We start from the raw sequence: 23,727 nt of genomic DNA, 5'->3' as shown, positions 1-23,727 counted from the left end.
CTTCGACCCGTTGGGGACGCTCTCGCCACGATGGTGCGCGAAGCCCCGCCCTCAGGGGGCTTCCGAGCTGAGCGAACGGGTCCACCGGAGCCACCGGGTCCACAGCAGGGCCTGGCCCACGGGCACGGCCAGGGAGGCGCAGAGCAGGGCCAGCGAGAACAGCCACTCGCGGGAGCCGTCCGGGCCGTAGACGCGGTGGGCGGCGCCCGCGTCCGTCGCCGCGACCGGCTCGCCCACCAGGCAGGTCCCCGGCCCGGCGGCGTGCAGGTCGACGCTCCGGGGCGCACCGCCGGAGTCCGGGGCGAAGCTCCCGCGGCAGACGCACGACGTGTGCCCGGGGTGCTGGACGCAGGTGAGGTCGGCGGCGGTGAACACCCCCGGCGTCCCCTCTCCGCGCGCGGCCCTCAGCCCCTGGTCGAGCCCGGACACCCCCACGTGGGCCAGGGCCGCCGCCAGGAGCAGCAGGACCAGGGCGAACGGGACGGAGGGGCGCCGGGGCGCACCCGTGACGCCGCTCGGCACGGTCATCCCTCCTCCCCGCGCGCGATCCGGAGGGCGAGCGGCACGGCCGTCGCGCACAGCGCCGCCGCGACCAGCCACACCGCGCCGTAGCCGCCGGTCAGGTCCCGGGTGAGGCCGCCGAAGACCGCCATGGCGCCCGCCCCCGCCTGGTGGGCGGCGCCCACCCACCCGAAGACGACGGCTCCGTCCACCCCGAAGATCCGGCGGCACAGCAGGATGGTCGGCGGCACGGTCGCCACGTCCAGGAGGCCGAAGACCACCACGAAGGCGACGAGCGCGGCCCCGGCCTCCGGGCCGAACAGCACGGGCAGCGCCACCAGCAGCAGGGCACGGCCGCCGTAGTAGAGGGCCAACAGGCGGCGGGGATCGACCCGGTCGGTGAGCCAGCCGGACAGCACGGTGCCGACCAGGGAGAACACACCGACCAGCGAGACCAGCGCGGCGGCCGTCGTCACCGCCATGCCGTGGTCCCGCGCGGCGGGGACGAAGTGGGTCCACAGGAGCCCGTTGGTGCTGGCCCCGCACACCGCGAACGTCGCCGCGACCACCCAGAACCGGCGGTCCCGCACCGACGCGAACAGGACCCGGACCGTCCGCCGCGCGGCCCCGTGCTCCGGATCGGGCCTGGGCACGTCCGCCGTGGCGCCGTAGGGGCGCAGCCCCACGTCGGCGGGGTGGTCACGCAGGACCAGGGCCACGAGGAGCGCCGTCGCGGCGGCGGCCAGGGCCAGCGTCACCACGGCCGGACGCCACCCCTGGTGGTCCACGACCCACGCCAGCGCGGGCAGGAAGACCAGCTGGCCGAAGGCGCTCGCCCCGGTCAGCGCGCCGACCACCAGGCCGCGCCGCTCCGAGAACCAGCGGTGCGTGACGGTCGCGGCGAAGGTCATCGCCAGCGAGCCGGTGCCCGCGCCGACGAGCACCCCCCAGAGGAGGGTCAGCTGCCAGGGCGCGGTCATCACCGTGGTCAGCCCGGCCCCGACCACGACCACGCCCAGCGCGGCCACGGCGACCCGGCGGAGGCCGAAGCGGTCCATCAGCGCCGCCGCGAACGGCGCCACCAGGCCGTAGAGGAGCATGTTGGCCGAGGCGGCCAGTCCGATCGCGCCGCGCGACCACCGGTACTCGGCGTGCAGGGGATCCACGAGGAGCCCCGGCATGGCGGCGAAGGACGCGGCGGCCACGATGGTCAGCCCCGCCACGAGGGCGATCACCCAGGCGCGGTGGACGGGGGCGTGTCGGCGTCGGTTCCGGGCGGCGTGCGGGCGGTGGGGAGCGTCGGTCCTGGAAGGCATGACACCAGGCTCGTGCCCCAGGTCAGAGACGGACAGTGACCCGAAGGACAACAACCGAAAGAATCGGGCCATAGGATCGCGGTATGAGCGTCTTCGTCCGCCCCGGCCGCCACCGCGTGGCCGTGTTCGTCCGGCACGGGGTGCTGCCCATGGAGGCCGGGATCGTCCACCGCCTGTTCGGCCGGGCCCGGGGCGCGGACGGCCAACCGCTCTACGAGGTGGTCACCTGCGCCCTGGAGCCCGGGGTGGTCACCACCGACACCGACCTCACCCTCAACGTCCGCCACGGCCCCGAGGCCCTCGACAACGCGGACACCGTCGTCCTGCCCGCCGCCGAGGAGGACTACGCCGAGCGCCCGCACGACCCGCTCCGCCCCGAACTGGCCGCCGCCCTCGCCCGCGTCGGAGCGCGCACGAGGGTGGCCTCCGTCTGCTCGGCGGCGTTCGTACTCGCCGCCGCGGGCCTCCTGGACGGCTGCCGGGTCACCACGCACTGGATGTCCGCCGCGTACTTCCGCGCGATGTACCCGCACGTCGAACTCGACCCTGACGTGCTCTACACCGACAACGGGCGGGTGCTGACCTCCGCGGGGGTCGCCTCCGGCACCGACCTGTGCCTGCACATGATCCGCACCGACCACGGCGCCTCCGTCGCCAACGAGGTGGCCCGCAACACCGTGGTGCCGCCGCACCGGGACGGCGGCCAGGCCCAGTACGTCCGCCTGCCCGTGCCCGACCCGGAGCGGTCCGCCACCGCCCGCGCCCGCGCCTGGGCCCAGGAGCACCTGCACCTCCAGCCGAGCCTGGCCGACCTCGCGGAGCGGGAGTCGATGAGCGTGCGCACGTTCACGCGCCGGTTCCGGGAGGAGACCGGCCTGTCCCCGGGCCGGTGGATCGCCCTGCGCAGGCTGGACCTGGCACGCGAGCTCCTGGAGGGGACGGACCTGCCGGTGGAGCGGGTCGCCGTCCGCGCCGGGTTCGGCACCGCCGTCTCGCTGCGCCAGCACACGCACGCCGAACTCGGGGTCTCGCCCAGCGCCTACCGCCGTACCTTCCGGGGCCCCGGCACCGCCCCCGCGCGCCCCTGAACCCCGGGCTCCGCGAACCCGGAACCGCCGTCTTCGGTTCTGATCCGCGAAGACGTGCGGGGTTGCCGACGAGAGTGGGCATGATCCCGACATGGATCGACTCCTGCCCCCGACATGGCGTCCCGCCAGCGAAGCCGAACTAGAGGCCGCCCTGAACGAGGGCGCGTTCACCGAGACCCCCAAACGCGAGGCCAAGCAGCAGCTCCGCGGCTCCAAGGACCAGGCCAAGGACATGGCGTCCTTCGCGATCGACGGCGGGCTGATCGTGGTCGGCGTGCGGGAGGTCAAGGCCGAGGGGCGCTTCGAGCTGGCACCGGTCGAGTGGGTCGACCAGATCCTGGAGACCCCGGCCCGGATCGCCGCCTCCTCCTGCGACCCGCCGCTCCAGGTGTCCGTGGAGTGGCTGGAGAGCGAGCTGCCCGGCCACGGGTACCTGCTCATCGAGGTGCCCGCCTCCCCGCTCGCCCCGCACATGGCGGGCGGCGCGTACTACGGGCGCGGCGACCGGGAGAAGCGGCGCCTGCCCGACACCGAGGTGGAACGGCTCATCCGGGCCAGGGACACCTCGCTGGACGTGGTGCGCACCGCGCTGCGCGAACAGGTGGAGAAGGACCCGTTCCCGGAGGGGGCGCTGGCGCACCTGCACGTGGTCGCGCTGCCCTCGCGGCGCATCCCGGGGATGTTCAAGGCCTGGACCGCCGCCGAGGACGCGCGGCCGCTGCTGTTCGACCTGGTCCGTGACGGGGTCTCGCGGCGGACCCGGGAACGGGCCGGTGCGGCCGCCCGGGTGTCACCGGTCTTCGGGGAGCTCGTCTCCGGCTTCCGCACCGCGGGCGGCGTGGGGATCGCCACCCAGCTGTCCACGTCGTCGATGGTGGTGCGGGAGGAGCGGGACCTGCGCTTCGTCGTCCGTGAGCGCGGCGAGGTGTCCCTGTACTGCGGGCGGGCCGCCGACCGGCACGACGGCCGGTACCTGTTCTTCGACGGCGCCCTGGCCTTCCGGGTCCGGGCCTTCCTGGACCTGGTCGCGAGCCTGTCCGAGGACGCCGGGTACGGGGGCAGCTGGGACGTGGGAGTGGCCGTCACCAACACCCACGGGGTGTCCTCGTGGGACGGGGAGCGCGCCTCCTCACCGGGCACGGAGTACGACGCCGAGCGCTACGAGCAGGTCACCCGGGTGCCGCAGCTGGAACTGGAGAAGCCCGGCAGCGCCACCGACCGCCTCGTCGGGGAGCTGCTGCGGTCCCTGGGCAACGCCTCGGCCCACACGGACCTCCTCGCTGATCCGGAGTGACATTCGTGGGGTGAAGTCATGACACTCCGTCACTGTTGGTCGTCCGGAACACGGTGGATCCTGGAGGCGGACGACCAGGCAGGGTCCGGCCCCCCGGCACCCGGCCTCCGGAGAGCAACGAGAGGAACGACATGGCCCCGCTCGCCACGGACCCCATCGAGACCACGTCCCGCACCGCCGAGGCGGAGACCCCCGCCGAACCGTCCGTCGACCTCAGGCAGGAGGTGATGAAGGGGGTCGGAGGCCCGGTCGGGATGCTGTGCTCCGTCCTGCCGGTCGTGGTCTTCGCGCTGATCGTCCCCTTCTTCTCCCTGCTGGCCGCGATCGGGGGCGCGTTGGCGGCCGCCCTGGCGCTGACCGTGTTCCGGATCCGGCGCGGCGAGAAGCTCATGTCCGCGCTGGGCGGGGTCTTCGGCGTCGCCGCGGCCGGGGGTGTGGCCGCCGCGACCGGGTCGGCCAACGACTTCTTCCTGATCGGGATCTGGGCGTCCCTGGTCGGCGCGGTCGTCCTGTTCGTCTCGCTCGTCGTCCGCCGACCGCTGACCGGGGTCGTCTGGAACGCCGTGCACGGGGGCGGCCACGCCTGGCGCGAGGACCGGTCCGCGCTGCTCGTGCACGACCTCGCCACCGTCGCGGTGACGGTCATGTTCGCGGGCCGCTTCGCCGTACGGCAGTGGCTCTACGTCGCCGACTCCACGACCTGGCTCGCGGTCGCGGACACCGTGACGGGCCTCCCGCTGACGGCGCTGGCCGTCGTCGTGGTCGTCTGGGCGTTCCGCCGCTCCAGCCGTCGGCTCCTGGACTCCGGGGCGCGGGGCTGACCGGACGCCGCTCAGAGCTCCGACAGGGGCAGGGCACGGGTGGCGGTGATGGTGGGCAGCGCCCCCGGGGCGGACCGCCGGACCCGCCCGTGCACGGCGAGCAGTTCCGAACCGAACACCGCGCCGGCGGAGCGCCGCTGGGCCTCGGAGAACAGGACCACCTCGATGACCCCGCTGCGGTCCTCGACGCTGGTGAAGACCACACGCCTGCCGGAACGGGTGGGCGGGGTCTGGGTGCAGACCCGCACCCCGGCCACCAGGACCCGGGCGCCGTCCGGGAAGCGGTGCAGGTCCCGGGCCAGGACCAGGTTCCGGGTGGAGGCCAGCCTGGCGAAGTCCTCCGCATGGGCGTCCAGCCGGTGCCCGGAGAGCTCGTAGCCGAGGGCACGCAGCTCCTCGGTGACGCGGTCGGCGTGGGTCATCGGGGCGGCCGCCCCGGCGGGCACGGTCTCGGGGGTCTCGTCCAGGGAGAGCTGCCCGGGGGCGTCCCCGCGCCGGTGCTGGGCCTGGGCCAGGGAGTGCGCGTGCACGAGGACGTCGCGCCGGTCCGGGGCCCCCGGGGCGCCGGTGACCCCGGCCAGGGCGTCCAGCCCCCCGGCCAGGACGAGGTTGTCCAACGCCTCACGGGACAGCGACCCCCGCGCGAGGAGGTCCCGCAGACCGGTGAAGGGGCGCCGCGCCAGCAGGAGGTCGAGTTCGGCCCCGGTGACGGCGCCGAGGTCGGCCAGGGCCGGGCGCAGCCCCCAGCGCTCCCCGACCGGTTCCACGCCCCAGTGCCGCTGGGAGGCGTTCAGGTCCAGGCCGAGCACCCGCACCCCCATGCGGCGGGCGTCGTTGAGGAGCACCCGGCGCGGGTACATGCCGGGGTCGTGGGTCATCACCCCGGCGAAGAACGCGGCGGGGAAGTGCCGCTTGAGCCACGCGCTCTGGTACGTGGGCAGGGCGAACGCGGCCGCGTGGGCCTTGCAGAAACCGAAGTTGCCGAACGCGGCCACCAGCCGCCAGGTGTCGTCGACGGTACGGGCGTCGTGCCCCCGCTCGGACATCAGGGAGCGCACCTGTGTCTCCACCTCACGGCGGCCCTCCTCGGTGCCCAGCGCGCGCCGCATGGCCTCGGCGCGGTCCAACCCGCATCCGGTCATGGTGTCCACGGCGTGCAGGAGCTGTTCGTGGAAGAGCAGGGCCCCGCCGGTCTCGGCCAGCACCGGCGCGAGGTCGGGGTGGGGCAGCCGGGGCGGCTCGGAGCCCTCCCTGGCCCCGAGGTAGGCCGAGACCATGTCGGTGCCCATGGGTCCGGGGCGGAACAGGGAGATGTCCGCGATCAGGTCGGGCACCCCGTCCGGGCGCAGCCGGGACACCAGCTCCCTCTGCCCGGGGGACTCGATCTGGAAGCAGCCGAGGGTGTTCGAGGCCGCGACCATGTGCGCGGTGGCGGGGTCCCCGTCCGGCAGGGCCTCCAGGTCCGGGCGCCGCCCCGAGGTGCGGTCGATCTCGTCCAGGGTGTGCGCCAGGGCCGACTGCATGCGCACCCCGAGGACGTCCAGCTTGAGCAGCCCGAGGTGTTCCACGTCCTCCTTGTCCGCCTGGACCATCGGGTACCCGGCGCCGGAGGGCTGGGTGGGGACCCGGTCGCCCATGGCGTGGTCCGAGAGCACCAGCCCGCACGGGTGCATGGCCACGTGCCGGGGCAGGCCCGACAACCGCTCCGCGAGGGAGAAGAGCCTGCGCACGTGCTCGCTGTCCAGACCGTCCAGGCTCCGCAGCTCCGGGAGCTCGCGCGCGGTCTCGCTGATGCGGGAGGCCCGCACCCGGGGGAAGACCGAGGCGATGCGGTCCACCTCCACCGAGGGCAGCGACAGTGCCGCCCCGGCGTCCCGCAGGGCGCTGCGGGCGCGGTAGGTCTCCATCATGGCCACCGTCGCGCTGGCCCCCGGGTGGGAGGCGATGACCGCGTCGTAGGCCTCCAGCCGCCGGTCGGACTCCACGTCCAGGTCGATGTCGGGCAGGCCGGGGCGGCTCGGGGTGCAGAACCGTTCGAACAGCAGGCCGTGCTCCAGGGGGTTGATCGCGGAGATGCCCAACAGGTGCACGACGAGGCTGCCCACCGCGGAGCCCCGGGCGAAGCAGCGGATCTGCTTGTCCCGGATGGCCTGGGCGGCGTCGGCCACGGTCAGGAAGTAGCTCTCCAGCCCCAGACGGGAGATGACCTCCAGCTCGTGCCGGACCCGTTCGTCCGCGCGGCGGTCCCCCTCCAACCCGAGCAGGGCGGCGCCCCCGGTGACCCGGCCGCGCAGGTCGGCGGCGGCCTGGGGGCGTTCCGGCAGGTGCAGGCGGCCCCAGCCCAGGTCGGCGACGGGATCCAGGGCACAGGAGCTGCCCAGGGCGAGGGTGTGCGCGACCAGACGCCGGGCGCGCGTGCGGTCCCCGCCGCACACACCGACCGCGATCCGGAACATCTCCTCACCGGTGGCCAGGTGGGCGCTCTCGGTGCGCGGCGCGGGGCGGTAGCCGCCGGGGGCGTGCTGGCGGATGCGGTCCAGGGCGAGGGCCACCCCCGCCGACTCGGAGGTGGGGTAGCGCACGGCGTTGGTCAGCACGGCCAGGAGGTGCTCCTCGTCGGCCAGGCGCACCATGTCCCGGGCGGTGCGGCGCTGCCCGGAGGCGCCGTGGTCGTGCGGGGCCAGGGCGAGTTCCACACCCACCCTCCGCCAGGCGGTCACCAGGGCACGGGCGTGCAGGGGGCGGTCCTGGGCCACGGCGCGGCCCACGTCGGAGTCGGGCCCCAACAGGACCACCAGGCCCTCGTGGTGCTCGGCCAGCTGCTCCGGGAGCACGGCCACGGGCCCGGGAGCGCGGTGCACGGCGGTGACCAGGCGGCACAGGCTCGTCCAGCCCGGTGCGCCCCGGGCCAGCACCACGATCCGTCCGCCCTCGGGGGAGGCGAGCGCGAGGTCCACCCCCAGAGCGGGGCGCACCCCGGTCCGCTCACAGGTCCGGATGTGCTCGGCGACACCGAAGAGCCCGTCCCGGTCGGTGAGGGCCAGCACGGGCTGGCCGTCGAGCGCGGCGCGCTCGACCAACGCGGCGGGAGGGGCGGTGCCGTGCCGGAAGGAGAACGACGAGGCGGCGCGCAGGTGCGTGAACACCGGTCCTCCCCTCTCTGCGTGTGTTCACAGTCAGAGGGGAAGGCACTGCGATCGAATGCGTGTTCGATAACTGTAGCCTGAACTGGGCCAACGACAAGTCAAGAGGTTCCTGGGGGTGGGCCTGGCAGGATGGCCGCGAGGGCGGAACCGCCCCGTGAGACCGGAGGTCCCCGTATGGCTGGCAAGTTCACCGAGCTCGCGTTCGACTGCGCCGACCCGCACGCGCTCGCCCGGTTCTGGTGCGCGGTCCTCGACTACGAGGTGAAGGACGACGACGAGGAGGAGGGCTTCGTCTCCATCGGCGCCCCCGGCGAGGCCGGGGCGGGCCCGGTGGCCCCGATGCTGACCTTCGCGCGCGTGCCCGAGGGCAAGACCGTGAAGAACAGGCTGCACGTCGACGTCAACCCCACCGACAGGGAGCAGGACGAGGAGGTCCGGCGGCTGCTCGACCTGGGCGCCCGGCGCGCCGACGTGCCCCAGGACGACTTCAGCTGGGTCGTGCTCCTCGACCCGGAGGGCAACGAGTTCTGCGTCCTCTCCACCCGCCGCCCCTGAGAGGCACGTCGGCCCCTCCCGGCCCGGGGCACGTCGCCCCGGGCCGACCGCCCGCACTAGGCGGTCGAGGACCGTCCACCCAGGTGGCGGGCCAGGAAGCGTTCGAGCGTGCCGTACAGCTCGACGTTGCTGTCCGTGTTGACGAACCAGTGGCCCTCGGTCTCGTTCAGCAGGTACTCGACCTCGGCGCCCCGGGAGCGGAGCGCGTCGGCCACGCGGTCCGAGTGGCGGCGGTCGACCCGGACGTCGTTGGCTCCGTGGACCAACAGCACCGGAGCGGTGATGTCGTCGACCCGGCTGATGGGCGAGCGGGCGAGCATCTCGGCCTCCTGGCGGGGATCGTCCGGATCACCGATGTAGCGCAGGTAGCTGTTCTCGACGCCGCGGCGGGCGAACGGGACGACCGACCGGACCAGGTCGACCAGATCCGACATCCCGGTGTAGCTGACCGCGGCGGCGAACCGGTCGGGTGTGAACGCGGCCCCGACGAGCGCCGCGTAGCCCCCATAGGAGCAGCCGTAGACGGCGACCCGGTCCGGGTCGGTGTGGTCCTGCCCGACCGCCCAGTCGAGCGCGTCGATCAGGTCGTCGTGCATGCGTCCGGCGAACTGACCGATCGCGGCCTGCGTGTGGGCCTTGCCGTAACCGGTGGAGCCGCGGAAGTCGACCTGTAGGACCGCGTAACCGCGATTGGCCAGGAACTGGACCTCCGGGTCGTAGCCCCAGCTGTCCCGGTACCACGGTCCGCCGTGTACCAACAGCACGGTGGGTAGAGCACGCGGTTCGACCCCGGTCGGCAGGGTGAGGTGGCAGGGCAGGGGCAGGCCGTCGCGGGCCGTCAGCGTGATCGGGGCGACCGGGGTGAGTCGGTCCGGGTCCAGGTGCGGGAACGGCCGGAACAGGCGGCGCGCCCGCCCCGTCCCGTGGTCGTAGGACCAGGTGACCCCGGGATCGCGGTCGTGGGTGAAGTCGACGACCCAGCGCTGGGCCGTGGTGTCGCAGGACACGTGGGCCGGGTCGCCGTCGGACAGCTCCTCAAGTCGGGGCAGCACCGCGGCGAAGTGCGGGTCGAGCGCGTGGATCTCCTGACGTGCGCCGAGGTAGCGGGCGCCGAGGAGGTCCCCGGTGCCCGGGTGCAGGATGAGCGAGGACGGGAAACGCGGGTCGGCCTCGGGGCGGGGGGTGTCCAGGTCGAACTCGGGGTGGCCGTCCACCTCCGTCTCCTCGCCGGTCTCCAGGTCGATCCGGACCAGGCGGGTGCGGTCCGATCCGCGCGCGGATCCGGTCCACAGTCCCTCGCCGTCGGGGGTGAGGGCCACGGGCAGGAGCCCGAAGGGGGCGTCGGTGCCGGAGAACCGCGCGATCGGGCGCCGGTCACCTCCGAGCCATTCCGAGAGCACGTGGTCGCCCCCCTCCTCCATGGTGAAGGCCAGCAGCCGGTGCGGGGTGCGCAGCCAGCCCAGGACGTCGCCGGGGTTCTCCGCCACGCCGGTCAGTTCTCCGGTGTCCAGGTCGAGTTCGAAGAGGTCGATCAGGTCGGGACGGCGCAGGTTGAGCTGGACATGGGCCGTGCCGGGCCGACCCGGCGAGAGTTGCGTGCCGAGCAGCCGTACGCCCTCGTAGGGGGTCAGGTCGACCGGGGGCTCCTCGGGCCGGGTCGTGTCGACACGGTGCAGGTGCCAGTTCTCGTCGCCGTCGGCGTCCTGCTGGAACAACAGGTAGCGGCCGTCGGTACTCCAGTGGAAGGTCCCGACGTCGCGCCGGGTGTCCGAGGTGACGCGTCGGGCCCCCGGGGCGTCGGGGTCGGCCCAGTCCGAGTCCAGGTCACGGACGAACACGTTGAGCCGGTCCCGCCACGGGGCGAGGTAGGCGACCTTCGTGCCTCCCGGCGACAGCACGGCACGACTCCGGGTCGGCGGGCCGAAGAACTCCTCGACGGCCAACAGGGTGGGAGCGGTCATGGTGGATCCCTACGGTCGGGTGGGTACGGGCACCACCCAGTCCAGACCCCGACGTCGCGTCCGACTCAAGCCCCTTCGTCGTGGCGTGGGTCACGTTGGGGCCCGTTGGGCTGGTTCAGTCGCTGCTGGAGCTGGCGCAGCGCCCGCAGCTGCACGGGCCCGAGGTTCCGCTCGTTCAGCTGCTCCAACAGCTCCGGGGCCTGCGGGTCGAACGGGGGCAGCCCGTCCAGCCCGGCCATGACGGGCCTGACGTGCACGAGGAGCGCTTCGATCAGCGAGGAGACCTCGTCGTCCGAGGTGTCGGCGTCGAGCGCGTAGAAGCGCGCGGTGAGTGGCGCGGGCACGGCCAGACCGCCGAACAGGGCGCCGAACGCCTCCGGGCCGAGGAGGTGCGCGGCCAGGACCACCTGCTCGTGTTCGTGCCGGGCCATGTCCGTGGGGGTCCCCGTCTCGGGGGCGTGCCGCCATTCCGAGAGCTCCGGAGGCAGGTCCAACGGGGCGCCGCTGCGCCGCAGCGAGGCGATGTCGGCCCGTCGCCGGGTGAGCAGTTCGATCTCCGCCTCGGCCTGGCGGTCGAGCTCGTCGAGGAGCTCCTCCGCGGCCTCCGGATCGTTCAGCACCGAGGGCAGCGCGGACAGCTGGACACCCAGCGAGGCCATCCTGGTGATGCGCAGGAGGCGGACGAGATGGCCCACGTCGTAGCGCCGGTAGCCTCCGCTCGACCGGGGCGGCTCGGGCAGCAGCCCGATCTGGTGGTAGTGGCGCAGCGTGCGGACGGTGACGCCGGCCAGCGCGGCGAGTTCGCTGCTCAGCAACGGGCGGCTCCTTCGCTGAGGGTGGGTCCCCGGACACTGTCGCGCGGCCCTTCCCGGAAGCCGTCGAGCCCCGCTGGGAAGATCGCACACGATCCCGAGCGGGGTCCTCCCTGTCTCCCGACGAGGTTTGACTCTCGATCACGCTGTGGGAACGAACAGAGGACCGATGCGGCGATGGTACGGACACCGGGGGGCTGACTTTCCGTCGGCTCGGGTGTTCACCAGGCCTACGCGCACCGCCTTCACCTTCCCGACCTGGCACTCATCGGAGCCGAGTGGCGGTCGCGGCGGGTGGCGTGACCGGACGCCGCGATCGCCCGCCGCTGCGGTAGAGTTGTCCCGGCGACGGCCGGGAGTCAGGCTCCAGGCCGCAGCGCGGGCCTCTAGCTCAATTGGCAGAGCAACGGACTTTTAATCCGTGGGTTCAGGGTTCGAGCCCCTGGGGGCCTACCGAGAAACCTCAGGCCGAGCGTATTCGTCCCGCTCTAACCTCGAGTTTTCGATTATCCAGGGCCTGGCAGTGGTGAATTCGCACCTTGCCGTGGCCAGAACTCTCGTCCCGCGCGGAGGACTACTCGTCGCCCTGCGGCGTGTAGAGCATGATCCAATGGTCACGCTCGGGATCATGGAGCATCTCGATCTCGAATCGGGCCCACCCGTGGGTCGGGTGGCGCATCTGTTTGATCTCGGATCTCGAAACGCTGACTTCCCCGTTCTCCCAATGGTCGCGAAAGCTCTGGCTGGTCGCGGTGAGCTCGGCGAACAACGAGCGAAGGTAGCCGTCCTCGGGGTACCGTCCGAGCGCCGTGCGGAGTTCGGAGGCCGTGACCCGAAGGAACCGCTCCCCACCGTCGCCTCCGAGCACGTGCGACAGCACGGTGGTCGTGAAGGCCTGGTAGGCGATGTTGCGCTCGAACCGACCGACGCCGGTCAAGGGTCCGAGCAGCTCTTCTGCGGCCTTGTTGCGTGCCAGAAGATCGAGTCGTCCGTCATGCACGGTGACCGGCATCGTTGCGTCGAGGCCACGCAGCAGACGCAGCAACCCGGGTCGAATGACGGAGGCGGGAGAGGACGGTTCCGGCGGGGGCTCACCACCCAGCCGGAAGAGGTGATCGCGTTCGGCGTCCGAGAGCGCGAACGCCTGTGCCAACGAGGTGAGTGTCTCGCGCGACGGACGGGGCACCCTCCCCTGTTCGAGGCGCGTGTAGTACTCCACCGAGATACCCGCGATATCGGAGACCTCCTGGCGGCGAAGCCCCGGAACCCGCCGACGGGACGCCCGCACACCGCCTCGCGGCTCCGGCGGACCCATCGCGGCCCTGCGCCGCCTCAGGTACTCCCCGAACTCGGTCCGATCGCTGCTTGACATACCACCCATTGTCCCCGTCGTCCCGCCCTGTGCGGTGGTACAGCATGGCCCTGCCGGTACCAGCCTCAACGTGGCCTTCCTCCCCGGTTCGATGTTCCGCATCATCGAGAGCGCACCCGGTTCGTACGGAACCCGCTCCCGCGTGGAACACCATGATCGGAAATCCTCATGAATGACGAGACACGAGCACCCGCCACCCACACCGGGCTCGACACCGCCCGGGAGTTCATCCGCGCCGTCGAGGCCAAGGACATCGAAGCCGTGGCCCGAACCCTGGCCGACGACGCACGGCAGTTGTTCATGCACACCCGAAGTGCCACGGCCCCCGACGGCGTCGCGGACGTCATCGCTGGTCGCAGACGGGGCTTCTGCGTCGCGGACGTGAAGGGCAGGAGTGAGGTCCTCGCTTACACGCGCGCCATCTTCGACAAGTTCACCCCGCTCCTGTGGCGCGACCACACATGGCGCGTCTCACCCGATGGCGGCGAGCTGTTCTTCCACGGCATCGGTGACATGGTCGTCGCACGCACGGGCCAGCCCTACCGCAACACCTACGTGATCCGGTTCGACATCGAGAACGACCGGATCGTTCTCATGGCCGAGTACGGAAACGCCTTCATGTACGCCGGTCTGGGTGTCCGCCCCAACGGGGCCGAGTTCCGGGGCCTGCTGCGCGCGATGGGACGTATGGTCTCGCCACGGTTCTCCGCCCGGTCAGGCCGATGATCCTCCCGTCCTGACCAGCTCGGTGTCCCCCGCCCTACAGCCCACACCCCTGACCAGCAAAGGTGCCGCGGCCCAGAGAAACTTCCTCCAAGAAAAAAGCCGTGTTATCCCAGATCAGGTCCGGATTCCGCGCTCCAGGGAGATGAATTGCGCGGAACGGGGGCTTTCAAGGCTGGAGAGTGGGCACAGGAGTGTCGGTGCCGATCGCTTCTACGAGAACTGACGACTTCCTGTAGATTTGGCTCGAGTACCAGGATCACCGTGGGCCAGAGAGGAACGGCTGCCCCCTCACGGCGTCCGTCGGCGACGACGCATCTCCATCCCCGACCAGCACCGCTGGAATGGCGAGTTCCACTCGAAGGACGAGGAAGAACGATCATGGCACGTATCAGCAGAGACAACTTCCACGGCGGGTACCGGGTCACCGGGCTGGAGCACGACATCGCCAAGGCACGAGCGAACGCCCAGTACGAGCAGGATATGAGCCACATCGCTGGACGGGTGGTCAACGCCCCAGGCGACGCTTTTGTAGGCGCTGTACGAACGACCGGAGGCATTGCTGCCGGTGGTGTCGGTTTCGGGGTCAGAATGGTACGCGATCTGCGCTTCCGCTACATCATGCAGGCGGTGCTCCACTTCCCCATGGCGTTCATCGTGGCGTTCTTCCTCGCCTCCACCAGGATGTCCCAGACGTTCGGGCAGGGTGCCCTGGTCGGGTTGATCGTGGCCGTGGTGTGGACCGCTGCGTACATCCTCCTGCGCACGCGCCCGAAGCTGCGCCGACTGAACCAGTACTGAGGTCCGGGGGATCTCACCGGACCGGCGCGACAATACCGCGGCCGACGTAGGACATCCCAGTTCTTGGGCTGGGCTGTGGACCGCTCTCCGGGAGGGCGGAGTTTTGGCGTGGGCGGCGTTGTCGTCTCTTTCTTGCGCAAAATCATCATACATTGGCGAGAAGGGCCATTTGGGGCACGATAAAAGCCATGGAATATCGCTTGAAATAGAGCGAGTGGACTCACAGGGGATCGAACACCGAACCCGCGGACTGAAAGTCCGTTGCTCTGCCGGTTGAGCCCGGGCCCTGTGGCGTGCCCCGCTGGTCGGGGGAACGTCACGCAAGACGGGAGCCGTGCATCAGAGGATTCGCCTGTCACCACACGCATATGGGCGCCCCGGTGGTCCCGCCTCGAAGGTCGTAGGGGAGTGAGATGATCACCGGGCGTCGGCGGGGTGTGTCCCTGGGCGAACCCGGAGGGGCCGACCCTGAGGGGTCCCTGGGGTGCGCAAAAATACACATGGAGAAATATTGCGCGGACTGCAACCGTTGTTCGTGTAAGGGGAGGACCTATGGGGCTGCGAGAACGCAAGAAGCTGGCCACGCGCCGGGCTCTGCGGGAGGCCGCCGTGCGCCTCACCCTGGAGCGCGGTCTGGAGAACGTCACCGTGGAGGCGATCTCGGCCGAGGCCGACGTCTCGCCCCGGACCTTCTTCAACTACTTCGCCACCAAGGAGGACGCGCTCCTCGACGACGTCCCCGTCTCCCTCGACGAGGAGGCGCGTGCGGCGTTCGTGTCCGGAGGCCCCACCGGCGTGTTCACCGAGGACCTCGGTTCCCTGCTGATGGCCTCCCTCCTCGTCTCGGGCGACCTCGGCAAGCAGCGCGCCGACATCGCTCTGCGCAGACAGCTCGTGGACCGCGAACCCCATCTCCTGCCCGGTCTGCTCAGCCGTTTCCACGACGTCGAGCGGAGTGTGGCCGCGGCGATGGCCGAGCGCGAGGGGGTCGCAGCCGAAGACGCGCGCTCCCAGGTGGCGGCGGCCGCCGCCATGTCCGCCATGCGGCACGCCATGAGGATGGTTCCGGAGCAGGCGGAGGACGGGATCGACGCGTTGCGCGTCCACCTCGAAGAGGCCTTCCGGACGCTCGGTGAGGTCTTCGCCCCCGAGCGCTGATGTGCCCCACGTCTCAGGAACGCCCCGGCGGCCGGTGCCGTCGGACCCTTCGGGGGCGGAAGTCAGGGACCGCCCAGGGCTGTCCCCGATGGGAATCGTCGGCACCGGCGGGCAAGGTGGAGGTATGAACGAGAACTTCGCCACCAAGCGACTCCAGCGCAGCGAGACCGATCGCTTCCTGACCGGCGTTTGCGGGGGCATCGCCGCCTACACCGGTGTGGACTCCACGATCATCCGGATCGTCTTCGTGGTCCTGGCCCTGCTGGGCATGGCCGGTATCCCGATCTACGTCCTCGCCTGGCTGCTCATGCCGGCCGAGAGCGAGCGGCGTTCGCTGCTGGAGCAGATCATCCGTAACTTCCAGGGAAAGTCGAGTGAGAACTGATGTGGACCCTGCGCGCACACCCGGGTTGGCAGCGGCGTGAGCTGTGTGCCCCACGGGACGAACGAGAGACCGACCAGGCCCGCGAACAGCCCGCGGAGCACCGCGGCGAGCGCTAGGCGCTCTCCGACTCGGTGGCCTCCATCCGCTCCGCGACCTCCCGGGACATCCGTGCCCACGGGACGGAGAGGCAGATCGCGGAGAGCAGGGCGAGCAGCCCCGCGGCGGCGATCACCGTGCTGGTGCTGGTGAGCTCCACGAAGTAGCTGGACAGCAGGATGCCGATGCCCTGCGCGGCCTGGAGCCCCGAGGCGACCAGGCCGAAGGCCAGCCCGCGGCCCTCCTTGGGCACACAGAGGACGAAGGCCGCGTTGGCCACGAACTGGTAGGAACCGGCCGCCCCGCAGAGGGTCAGGGCGGCGATCATCATCCACAGCGGCATCTGGAACACCCAGAGCAACAGCGGCACGCAGGTGAGGATCGCCAGCGGGCCGAGGAGACGCGTGCGGGTCGGCGGGGGGATCAGCCGGGTGAGGACGAAGCCGCCCACGAGCGCCCCGATCGACTGGCCCGCCATGATGAACCCGGCCGCGGCGGGCCCGGCGCCCGCCTCGGTGGCCATGGGGTTGGCCAGCCCGTAGGGGATCGAGTACAGACCCGCGAGCCAGGCGAGCAGCGCCAGGACGCGCAGCTTGGGGTCGCTGAAGACGAGCTTGGCGCCGTCCCTGGTCATCGCCAGGAGGCCGGGGCCCTTCTCGCCGCCCTCCTCGCGCACCGGAGCCGGACGGGCCTTCACACCGAACCTCAGGATCAGCGCGGACAGGACGAAGAGCACGCCCGTGGACATCAGGGTGACGTTGGGGCTGACGAACGTGACGATCACACCGCCCGCGATCAGCCCGAGGAGCATCCCGATCTGCGCGGTCAGCTGGATGATCGCGGTGCTGGCCACGTAGCGCTCGCCCTGGACGATCTGGCTGAGCAGGGCCGCCCGAGCGGCCGAGAACGGGATCGACGGCAGGATCGAGACGAAGAGCAGCGCCCAGACGGCCCAGACCGGCATACCCGGTATGCCGACGATGACGATGACCACGGCCCTGATCACGTCGCAGGCCACCATCACCTGGCGGCGCGGCAGGATGTCCGCGAGCCCGGAGAACAGCGGGCCGGCGAGGATCGGCGGCAGGAACATCACGGCCAGCGTGATCCCGGCCGCGAAGGCCGAGTCCGTCAGTTGGTAGACCAGGACGCTGGAAGTGATGTTCAGCAGGTTGGTGCCGATCATCGACAGGGCGTGGGCCAACCACATGGAGCGGAACTCGGCTATCGCCATGACGTCGCGGTAACTGCTACGCCATTTGTTGTCCTGCTCCTTCGGAGATTCGTGGTCTCCTCCGTCAGCGGCCTTGTCGAGGCTCGGATTGCCCACCAGGCACTCCCTTACTGTCACAGGGGTGAATCACGCTGTGTCGTGCCCCCATGACCAACGGTTCCGGAAGAGCGTCGGACTGGCAAGCGGGTTGGGGGAATTCGTGTCTGATTCGTTGCTCCGAGTAATGTCTCCCGATGTGATTCGGTATCGCCCCCGAAGCTCGCTGTCCGGATCGTTTTCCCAGGTGGGTGCCGATGAGGGGGAGTGTCGTGTGCTCCCCGGGGGCGCCGGGTGGGAGGGGGCTTCCGTTACTCGCCGGAATGGTGACACGAATGTCTCGAATGCCGGAATTTATGGGATCGTCGGATCTCTATTTCTCCGAAATGTCGCTCTGGGTGAGCGTCAGCCCCATCCGAGTTGGGTGAGGCGGGCGTCGTCGATGCCGAAGTGGTGCGCGATCTCGTGGATGACGGTGATGAGCACCTCGTCCACCACCTGGTCGGGGGTCTCGCACATCGCGCAGATGTTGCGTCGGTAGATGAAGATCTGGTCCGGGAGCACCCCGAAGTAGGAGTCCCCGCGCTCGGTCAGCGGAATCCCCTCGTACAGGCCGAGCAGGCCCTCCGGAGACTCCTCCGCGACCGTGATGACCACGTTGTCCATGAGCCGGGCCAGCTCCGGCGGGATCTGGTCCAGGGCGTCGGCCACCAGTTCCTCGAAGTCCCTGCGTGTCAGTTCAACCACGCCTGCCATTGTGCTGCCTTGACGGGGTGTCGAGGAAGAGACATAACACTCTGGACGGGAGGAAACATTGGGAACGGCTCCAGTCAACGGCATGATGGTGGTGTGTTGTCTTGGGGAGAGATCCGCGCATACGACTACCGGGGGGCCCTCGAACGGTCCCGTGTGACCCTTCGCCGGTGGCGCGCCGGACGTGCGTGGCGGTGGAGCTGCGTCGTCGTCGCGGGACTGGTCGGGGGCTGGCTCGGGCTGGCCCTCGGCGGCCAGGTGGTCACACCGATCGGACCGGCCGACGTCACCTTCTCCCTCAGCCCCCAGTGGCACGGTGAGACCGTCGTCAACGTCGCTCCGCTGGGCCAGCTGGCCTTCGACACCCACACGGCGCCCCTGAGACTCGAGGCGACCATCACCGATATCCGCCTCTCGGCGGCCGAGGAGATGTTCGCGGACCCCGACGCCATCAACCGCATGGCCGCGGGGATCGGCGCCGACCTCACCAGCGGTGTGACCGCCCTGCTGCTGCGCTCGCTGCTCGTGGCGACCCTCGGCGCGGCCCTGATGGGCCTGCTGCTGTTCCGCAGCGGCTGGCGCGCCCTGGCGAGCGGGGCGACCTCCCTGCTCGTCCTCGTGGGCTTCGGCGGCCTCGCGGGGCTCACCTTCAACCCGAGCGCCATCGCCGAGCCGCGCTACACCGGGCTCATCGCGGGCGCCCCGCAGGTGGTGGGCAGCGCCGACGACGTGGTCAGCAGGTTCAGTGAGTACCAGGAGCAGCTGGCCGGGCTGGTCGGCAACGTGTCGATGATCTACGAGGCCACGTCCTCGCTGCCGGTGTACGACGACGACGAGTCGGTCATCCGGGTGCTCCACGTGTCCGACATCCAGCTCAACCCGGCGTCCTGGAGCATCATCAGCACGCTCCGGGAGCAGTACGGGGTGGACGTGGTCGTGGACTCGGGCGACCTCACCGACCGAGGCAGCGCGGCGGAGGACGTCTTCGCGGAGGAGATCGGGAAGCTGGACGTGCCCTACGTGTGGGTGCGCGGCCAGCACGACTCCATGGGCACCCAGCGCGCGGTGGCGGCCCAGTCCAACGCGGTGGTGCTGGACGGGGACGTCGCGGAGGTCGGCGGCCTCACCTTCTACGGGGCGGGCGACCCCCGGTTCACCCCGGACGCCACCCGGCTCAACCCCGACGCGGCGGGGGTCGCCGCGCTGGGTGAGGAGCAGGCGGCGTCGGTCAGGGGCGGCGGGGACGACGTGGACGTCGCGATCCTGCACACACGCACCCAGGCTCGGCCGTTCGACGGAGTGGTGCCGCTGGTCCTGGCGGGCAACGAGCACCTGCGCTCCACCGAGCTCACGGACCTGGGCACCAGGTTCCTCGTCCAGGGTTCCACCGGCGGCGCCGGACTGCGCGGCCTGGATCACGGATCCGGTCGGCCGACCCCGTACCAGGCCTCGGTCCTGTACTTCGACGCCGAGACCGGCCGCCTCCAGGCCCGTGACGACATCGACCTCGGGGGGATCGGGCTCACGTCGGCGCAGGTCGAGCGGCACATCGAGGCGGACCCCGACCGGCGGATCGGTGAACCGGAGGAGGAGGACGAGGACGCGACACCCACGGTGGAGGCCTCATAGGCCCGCGTCGTCGCAGGTCACGAAGGGTTTCGGTCGGCGGTGGCATTCGCTTTGGCGTTGGTGGGAATCTCCCCTATGCTTAGGCTGTCTACACGGGCCCCCATCGTCTAGCGGCCCAGGACGCCGCCCTTTCAAGGCGGTAGCGCGGGTTCGAATCCCGTTGGGGGTACGAAGCGGTTCAGAGCACTGCCGGGCGTCTGGCAGAATGAGAACCGCAGCGACACACACGGCCGCGAGGCCGGGTGTGACAACTGAACAAGGTCCTGTGGAGCAGTTAGGAGTGCTCGCCACCCTGTCAAGGTGGAGGCCGCGGGTTCAAATCCCGTCAGGACCGCGTGCGTCGCCGAGGGAATCGGCGCCGCGGCTAGGTAGCTCAGTTGGTACGAGCGTCCGCCTGAAAAGCGGAAGGTCGGCGGTTCGACCCCGCCCCTAGCCACAATCTCAAGACATGCAAAAAGGCCCCGCCACCTGCGAAAACAGGTGGCGGGGCCTTTTCGTGCGTCGGTGGCCGGTCGTGGGTCTCGGTGGGTGCCTACGGCCAAGGCGCGTCCACGTCCACCCCGCCCCTGTCCCTAGGTCCTGTCGGTGGACGCCGATAGCGTGCACGGCGAACACGCCCCCGGAGCCAGGAAGCGGGAACATGCAGCGGATCGAGCGCCACAGCGTCGATGAGGACAGGATCGTCCGAGCTCTCGACGACTTCCACGAGCGGGTCCGCGATCACTACATCGGCCTGAGGGACGGTTCGGGGCTGAAGGCGATGCGGACCATGGCTCTCGACCTCCACGGCCACGTGGCCGCCCGCTCCGTGGCGGACCCCGCACTCGGATCCGACCGGTCCTTCACCCAGGAGGTACTGACCACCGCGGCCGAGGCCTATTTCGGTGTGCTCAGCCTGGGCATCTGCCCCGAAGGCGATTTCGACGTCCCCTTCCCGCTCGTCGCCGGCAGGCTCACCAACCTGGCCGACAACTCCGAGGACAACGTCGACTACGAGTGCGGGATCGACCTGGCCCCCGGCCCCGACGCCTGGGTCGAGGCGTTCACCATGCTCGTGGTCAGCGGACACATCTGGGAATCGTCCCGGGTGTTCGGGCCCATGTTGCGCGGGGACCACGCACCGGAGATCCGCGACGGAGTCCCCGGCTCCTGGTTGGAGCCCGACCTCGACCCGGCGGACCTGGCGCAGATGGACGCGCTGTGCGTGTACCTGAACGACACCTTCCCACGGCACCCCTGTCCCGTGCTGTGCAAACCCGGCGCCGAAGAGCGCGGTCAGGCGGCCCGGGGGTTGGACGCCGTGGGCGAGCTGGGACCCGAGCAGCGCCTGCTGCGCGTTCTGTTGGAGGACGACCAGTCGGCGTTCGAGCGGGCACTGGCCGAACACCTGGAGAGCCACCGCGAACTGATGGAGGCCGACGCTGACGCCGTACCCGGCACCCTGCTGCCGGTCGGGGTGATCGCACTGGCCGCACTGGCGGTGCAGGTACACGGCTGGAAGCTGGCAATCACCTCGGACTACCTTCCCTCGGCTCTGCTGCACGCTCCCGAGGTTGCGGCCCTCTGAGGTGACGGCGCTGCCCGCCGGTCACCAGGTGACGCCGTGCCAGCTCACGTGGTGGTCGGTGTGGTCGGAGTCCTTCGTGCACCAGTAGGTGGTGCCGTCACGCAGCAGGAAGCGGTCGCAGGCGATCCCGGCGGCGCGGTCCTCGGCCAGCACGTCCAGGAGGTGCTCCGGGCTCTCGGGGAGGCGCCCCGGCTCTCCGAAGCTCTCCAGGCCGTCCAGGAGGAGCTCCTGGCGGGTCCGGTGCGGGGCCGGGTCCCGGTCCGTCAGGATCACCAGGGCGGTGGCGTTGTCGGTGCTCTCCGCCTCGCGGGCGGCGTCCACCAGGACCCGCACCAGGGTGTCGGGGTCGTGCGCGTGGTCGGCCACGAGTTCGGCCATCAGCCGTTCGTCCACGTAGTCGTGGACGCCGTCGCACGTGAACAGCGTGAGGTCGGCGGCGGGCGCGGTGGTGGTGCCGACGTCGTCGACGCCGGCGGTCGCCACGGAGGTGGTGACCGCGTGGTCGCAGGTCCGGGCGAGGTCGTCCGAGGCCCACCGGTCACGCAGCTCCTGGCCGCGCGTGTGGTCCCGCGTGTGCTGGCGCAGGCCCTGGCCGGGGCTCCAGGTCCAGACCCGGCAGTCACCGACCCACGCGATGTCTATGGGGTCGTCGGGGGCGTCCTGGCGGGCGTGCGCCATCACGCAGTCGGTCCCGGGGTGGACGCGGGTGATCGCCCGGGCGGCGGCCAGGACGGCGTCCACGGCCTCTCCGGGAGCGGAGGTGGCGGTGTCGGCGGCGAGCTGCGCGGCCAGCGCGGTGTCGGGGTGGTCACCGAACCCGTCGGCCACCGTGGCCCGCCAGCCGTCGGAGGCGGACTCGACCTGGTGGGCGCAGGCGTCCTGTTGGCACGCACGAGGGCCCTGGTCGGTGTCGGTGGCGATGACGGGGGAACTCATGCGCGCTCCTTCAACCGGTTCGGGTGGCCCTCACCCAAGGACGATGGGACCTGGGAAGATGCTCGCAGACGGGGGTTTGGTTCGCGGAGGAAGGTCACGAACGGATGAGGGCCGGTCCTCCGCCGGGATTGTCGGGTAGTGTCCGTTGACGTGAACCACGCGACCGCCGCAGACGGAACCCGAATCTGGTACGACGTCCACGGTGCGGGGGAGCCCCTGGTACTGATCCACGGGCAGTCCCTCGACCACGAGATGTGGGACGGGGTGTACGAGGACCTCGCCGAACGCCACCGGGTGGTGCGCGTGGACCTCAGGGGCACCGGGGGGAGCGACGCCCCGCTGGACCGCGCGTACAGCATGGAGCTGCTGGCCAGGGACGTCCTCGCGGTCCTGGACGACCTCGGGGTCGGGCGCGCGCACGTCTACGGTTTCTCCATGGGCGGGAAGGTCGCCCAGACCCTCGCCGCGATCGCCCCCGAACGGGTCGGCGCACTGGTGCTCGGCTCCACGGCTCCCGGCGGGGAGCACGAGGTGGAGCGTCCCGAGCACGCGTCCCTGGCGCTGCGCAAGGCCAGCGGTGACGAGGGGCGCGGACTCATCGGTCCGCTGTTCTACACGCCCGAGTGGGCGATGGCGCACCCGGAGACGGTCACCCGTGTGCTGCCCCGCAACCCGCTGCGCGCGCAGCGCCGCCACTACGAGGCCAGCCTCAGGCACGACGGCTGGGACCTGCTGCCCCTGGTCCAGGCGCCGACCCTGGTGGTGCACGGCGAGGACGACGAGCTCACCCCGGTGGGCAACGCCGAACTGCTCGCCGAGCGCGTCCCCGACGCGGAACTGCTGGTCCTGCCGGGCGTCCGCCACGGCTACCTGCACGAGGCCGCGCCCAAGGCCACCGAGGCCGTCCTGGCCTTCCTCGCCGCGCACCCCCTGGCCCCCGCGGTCGGGTGAGGGTCAGTTCTCCGGATTCCTGTTCCGCTGTGCCTGCATGATGGCGCTGACGGACTCCTGGGTGGGTTCCAGACCGAGGATGCGCAGCGCCGCCATCATGCGGAGGTTGTCACCCTGTGTCGGGTCGTTGAGCGACGAGGTGATGTCCATGACCCGGTCGATCGCCTCCTCCAGCCTCAGCTCGTCGTGCACCTTCTGTGCCTGTTCCGCGAGGTGCTTTCGGGACCTGTGGGCGTGGAGTGCCAGAGCGGTGCCCAGGGAGAGTATGGTGCCGCCCGTGACGCTGGAGGCGAGGACAGCGGTCGCGGAACCCGCTCCGGTTGAGGAGAGAAGGGTGAGGACGAGGCTCAGGACCACGCCGAGAGCGATGACCAACGCGCCCGTGCCCATGACCACCATGCTCATGCGGAACGAGTCGTCCGCGTGACGCAGCGCCTGTTCGTTGACGCTGACCAGGAAGTCCTGGGCGCGTCGTCGCCGGTCCGGGCGTTCGGCGGGCGATTCCTTCTGCGGGAGGGGGTGGCCCATCGCGGGGGCGTAGTGGTTGACCTGGTAGAAGTTCCCATGAACGGCACCGCTCACCTGGTTGTGG

At 71.1% G+C, this 23,727-nt stretch carries 21 protein-coding genes and 4 tRNA genes; 15 read left to right on the top strand and 10 right to left on the bottom strand.

The window, feature by feature from the left end; all coding sequences use genetic code 11:
- Positions 1–51 precede the first annotated feature (51 nt).
- Entirely contained in the window at positions 52–528 is a 477-nt protein-coding gene (locus AC0VYM_RS27285) for a hypothetical protein (protein WP_475456863.1), read from the bottom strand.
- Complete coding sequence (locus AC0VYM_RS27280; RefSeq protein WP_475456861.1) at positions 525–1,817, bottom strand: MFS transporter; 1,293 nt, start codon at positions 1,815–1,817, stop codon at positions 525–527. The genes AC0VYM_RS27285 and AC0VYM_RS27280 overlap by 4 nt, the downstream gene beginning before the upstream one ends.
- 83 nt (positions 1,818–1,900) lie before the next feature.
- Here AC0VYM_RS27280 and AC0VYM_RS27275 point away from each other — a divergent pair, with 83 nt between their 5' ends.
- From AC0VYM_RS27275 to AC0VYM_RS27265, 3 genes are all read left to right on the top strand, one after another.
- Complete coding sequence (locus AC0VYM_RS27275; RefSeq protein WP_475456859.1) at positions 1,901–2,905, top strand: GlxA family transcriptional regulator; 1,005 nt, start codon at positions 1,901–1,903, stop codon at positions 2,903–2,905.
- Between the two features lie 91 nt (positions 2,906–2,996).
- Positions 2,997–4,199: an AlbA family DNA-binding domain-containing protein gene (locus tag AC0VYM_RS27270; RefSeq protein ID WP_475456857.1), complete on the top strand. Its 1,203-nt coding sequence runs from the start codon at positions 2,997–2,999 to the stop codon at positions 4,197–4,199.
- A gap of 131 nt (positions 4,200–4,330) precedes the next feature.
- On the top strand, positions 4,331–5,020 hold the full coding sequence (locus AC0VYM_RS27265) for a DUF3159 domain-containing protein (RefSeq protein WP_475456855.1): 690 nt from the start codon (positions 4,331–4,333) through the stop codon (positions 5,018–5,020).
- Positions 5,021–5,031: 11 nt separating this feature from the next.
- On the opposite strand, the gene dnaE is transcribed toward AC0VYM_RS27265, so the two are convergent.
- Positions 5,032–8,166, bottom strand: a complete 3,135-nt coding sequence (gene dnaE, locus AC0VYM_RS27260; RefSeq protein ID WP_475456853.1) for a DNA polymerase III subunit alpha — start codon at positions 8,164–8,166, stop codon at positions 5,032–5,034.
- A gap of 174 nt (positions 8,167–8,340) precedes the next feature.
- Here dnaE and AC0VYM_RS27255 point away from each other — a divergent pair, with 174 nt between their 5' ends.
- Entirely contained in the window at positions 8,341–8,721 is a 381-nt protein-coding gene (locus tag AC0VYM_RS27255) for a VOC family protein (RefSeq protein WP_475456852.1), read from the top strand.
- A gap of 56 nt (positions 8,722–8,777) precedes the next feature.
- On the opposite strand, the gene AC0VYM_RS27250 is transcribed toward AC0VYM_RS27255, so the two are convergent.
- Complete coding sequence (locus AC0VYM_RS27250; protein WP_475456850.1) at positions 8,778–10,682, bottom strand: S9 family peptidase; 1,905 nt, start codon at positions 10,680–10,682, stop codon at positions 8,778–8,780.
- A gap of 65 nt (positions 10,683–10,747) precedes the next feature.
- On the bottom strand, positions 10,748–11,497 hold the full coding sequence (locus tag AC0VYM_RS27245) for a MerR family transcriptional regulator (protein WP_475456848.1): 750 nt from the start codon (positions 11,495–11,497) through the stop codon (positions 10,748–10,750).
- 377 nt (positions 11,498–11,874) lie between these two features.
- On the opposite strand from AC0VYM_RS27245, the gene AC0VYM_RS27240 reads away from it, so the two are divergent.
- Positions 11,875–11,947 (top strand) — tRNA-Lys (locus AC0VYM_RS27240).
- A gap of 121 nt (positions 11,948–12,068) precedes the next feature.
- Here the strand turns inward: AC0VYM_RS27240 and AC0VYM_RS27235 are convergent.
- A complete protein-coding gene (locus tag AC0VYM_RS27235) occupies positions 12,069–12,866 on the bottom strand; it encodes a helix-turn-helix transcriptional regulator (protein WP_475456846.1) in 798 nt (265 codons plus the stop codon).
- A 168-nt stretch (positions 12,867–13,034) separates the two neighbouring features.
- Between AC0VYM_RS27235 and AC0VYM_RS27230 the strand changes: the two genes are divergently transcribed.
- The 4 genes from AC0VYM_RS27230 (at position 13,035) to AC0VYM_RS27215 (ending at position 15,933) form a co-directional block, all read left to right on the top strand.
- Positions 13,035–13,592 (top strand): nuclear transport factor 2 family protein, encoded by a 558-nt coding sequence (locus tag AC0VYM_RS27230; RefSeq protein WP_475456844.1) that lies wholly within the window; start codon positions 13,035–13,037, stop codon positions 13,590–13,592.
- A gap of 378 nt (positions 13,593–13,970) precedes the next feature.
- Positions 13,971–14,390 carry a hypothetical protein gene (locus AC0VYM_RS27225; RefSeq protein WP_475456842.1) on the top strand — a complete coding sequence of 140 codons (420 nt, stop codon included), beginning with the start codon at positions 13,971–13,973 and terminating at the stop codon, positions 14,388–14,390.
- 552 nt (positions 14,391–14,942) lie between these two features.
- Positions 14,943–15,548, top strand: a complete 606-nt coding sequence (locus AC0VYM_RS27220) for a TetR/AcrR family transcriptional regulator (protein ID WP_475456840.1) — start codon at positions 14,943–14,945, stop codon at positions 15,546–15,548.
- Between the two features lie 124 nt (positions 15,549–15,672).
- A complete protein-coding gene (locus tag AC0VYM_RS27215; protein ID WP_378736091.1) occupies positions 15,673–15,933 on the top strand; it encodes a PspC domain-containing protein in 261 nt (86 codons plus the stop codon).
- Positions 15,934–16,045: 112 nt separating this feature from the next.
- Here the strand turns inward: AC0VYM_RS27215 and AC0VYM_RS27210 are convergent, their stop codons facing one another.
- Together AC0VYM_RS27210 and AC0VYM_RS27205 are read right to left on the bottom strand one after the other, a co-directional pair.
- Positions 16,046–17,359, bottom strand: coding sequence for an MFS transporter (locus tag AC0VYM_RS27210; RefSeq protein WP_475456837.1), 1,314 nt, complete (start codon positions 17,357–17,359; stop codon positions 16,046–16,048).
- 345 nt (positions 17,360–17,704) lie between these two features.
- The gene (locus AC0VYM_RS27205; protein WP_475456835.1) at positions 17,705–18,055 is read right to left on the bottom strand and encodes a metallopeptidase family protein; all 351 of its coding nucleotides are present in this window, start codon (positions 18,053–18,055) and stop codon (positions 17,705–17,707) included.
- 96 nt (positions 18,056–18,151) lie between these two features.
- Here AC0VYM_RS27205 and AC0VYM_RS27200 point away from each other — a divergent pair, with 96 nt between their 5' ends.
- The 5 genes from AC0VYM_RS27200 (at position 18,152) to AC0VYM_RS27180 (ending at position 21,248) form a co-directional block, all read left to right on the top strand.
- Complete coding sequence (locus tag AC0VYM_RS27200; protein ID WP_475463267.1) at positions 18,152–19,681, top strand: metallophosphoesterase family protein; 1,530 nt, start codon at positions 18,152–18,154, stop codon at positions 19,679–19,681.
- A gap of 96 nt (positions 19,682–19,777) precedes the next feature.
- Positions 19,778–19,850 (top strand) — tRNA-Glu (locus AC0VYM_RS27195).
- 90 nt (positions 19,851–19,940) lie between these two features.
- Positions 19,941–20,015, top strand: a tRNA-Asp gene (locus tag AC0VYM_RS27190).
- Positions 20,016–20,043: 28 nt separating this feature from the next.
- Positions 20,044–20,117: transfer RNA gene (locus tag AC0VYM_RS27185), tRNA-Phe, on the top strand.
- Between the two features lie 204 nt (positions 20,118–20,321).
- On the top strand, positions 20,322–21,248 hold the full coding sequence (locus AC0VYM_RS27180; protein ID WP_475456833.1) for an immunity 49 family protein: 927 nt from the start codon (positions 20,322–20,324) through the stop codon (positions 21,246–21,248).
- A 21-nt stretch (positions 21,249–21,269) separates the two neighbouring features.
- Here the strand turns inward: AC0VYM_RS27180 and AC0VYM_RS27175 are convergent, their stop codons facing one another.
- Positions 21,270–22,184 carry a PP2C family protein-serine/threonine phosphatase gene (locus AC0VYM_RS27175; protein ID WP_475456831.1) on the bottom strand — a complete coding sequence of 305 codons (915 nt, stop codon included), beginning with the start codon at positions 22,182–22,184 and terminating at the stop codon, positions 21,270–21,272.
- Between the two features lie 150 nt (positions 22,185–22,334).
- Here AC0VYM_RS27175 and AC0VYM_RS27170 point away from each other — a divergent pair, with 150 nt between their 5' ends.
- On the top strand, positions 22,335–23,135 hold the full coding sequence (locus AC0VYM_RS27170) for an alpha/beta fold hydrolase (protein ID WP_475456829.1): 801 nt from the start codon (positions 22,335–22,337) through the stop codon (positions 23,133–23,135).
- 3 nt (positions 23,136–23,138) lie between these two features.
- On the opposite strand, the gene AC0VYM_RS27165 is transcribed toward AC0VYM_RS27170, so the two are convergent.
- Positions 23,139–23,717 carry a TRADD-N-associated membrane domain-containing protein gene (locus AC0VYM_RS27165; RefSeq protein WP_475456827.1) on the bottom strand — a complete coding sequence of 193 codons (579 nt, stop codon included), beginning with the start codon at positions 23,715–23,717 and terminating at the stop codon, positions 23,139–23,141.
- Between the last annotated feature and the right edge of the window lie 10 nt (positions 23,718–23,727).

It is taken from the genome of Nocardiopsis sp. iso_237, from assembly GCF_056173345.1.
The sequence above is the reverse complement of the archived record's forward strand: the minus strand, read 5'-3'. Positions and strand labels throughout refer to the sequence as shown.

Excerpts from the sequence above, each read along its gene's own strand:
- AC0VYM_RS27285 (WP_475456863.1), bottom strand. The coding sequence starts at position 528 with ATGACCGTGCCGAGCGGCGTCACGGGTGCGCCCCGGCGCCCCTCCGTC.
- AC0VYM_RS27280 (WP_475456861.1), bottom strand. The coding sequence starts at position 1,817 with ATGCCTTCCAGGACCGACGCTCCCCACCGCCCGCACGCCGCCCGGAAC.
- AC0VYM_RS27275 (WP_475456859.1), top strand. The coding sequence starts at position 1,901 with ATGAGCGTCTTCGTCCGCCCCGGCCGCCACCGCGTGGCCGTGTTCGTC.
- AC0VYM_RS27270 (WP_475456857.1), top strand. The coding sequence starts at position 2,997 with ATGGATCGACTCCTGCCCCCGACATGGCGTCCCGCCAGCGAAGCCGAA.
- AC0VYM_RS27265 (WP_475456855.1), top strand. The coding sequence starts at position 4,331 with ATGGCCCCGCTCGCCACGGACCCCATCGAGACCACGTCCCGCACCGCC.
- AC0VYM_RS27255 (WP_475456852.1), top strand. The coding sequence starts at position 8,341 with ATGGCTGGCAAGTTCACCGAGCTCGCGTTCGACTGCGCCGACCCGCAC.
- AC0VYM_RS27250 (WP_475456850.1), bottom strand. The coding sequence starts at position 10,682 with ATGACCGCTCCCACCCTGTTGGCCGTCGAGGAGTTCTTCGGCCCGCCG.
- AC0VYM_RS27235 (WP_475456846.1), bottom strand. The coding sequence starts at position 12,866 with ATGTCAAGCAGCGATCGGACCGAGTTCGGGGAGTACCTGAGGCGGCGC.
- AC0VYM_RS27230 (WP_475456844.1), top strand. The coding sequence starts at position 13,035 with ATGAATGACGAGACACGAGCACCCGCCACCCACACCGGGCTCGACACC.
- AC0VYM_RS27225 (WP_475456842.1), top strand. The coding sequence starts at position 13,971 with ATGGCACGTATCAGCAGAGACAACTTCCACGGCGGGTACCGGGTCACC.
- AC0VYM_RS27220 (WP_475456840.1), top strand. The coding sequence starts at position 14,943 with ATGGGGCTGCGAGAACGCAAGAAGCTGGCCACGCGCCGGGCTCTGCGG.
- AC0VYM_RS27215 (WP_378736091.1), top strand. The coding sequence starts at position 15,673 with ATGAACGAGAACTTCGCCACCAAGCGACTCCAGCGCAGCGAGACCGAT.
- AC0VYM_RS27205 (WP_475456835.1), bottom strand. The coding sequence starts at position 18,055 with ATGGCAGGCGTGGTTGAACTGACACGCAGGGACTTCGAGGAACTGGTG.
- AC0VYM_RS27180 (WP_475456833.1), top strand. The coding sequence starts at position 20,322 with ATGCAGCGGATCGAGCGCCACAGCGTCGATGAGGACAGGATCGTCCGA.
- AC0VYM_RS27175 (WP_475456831.1), bottom strand. The coding sequence starts at position 22,184 with ATGAGTTCCCCCGTCATCGCCACCGACACCGACCAGGGCCCTCGTGCG.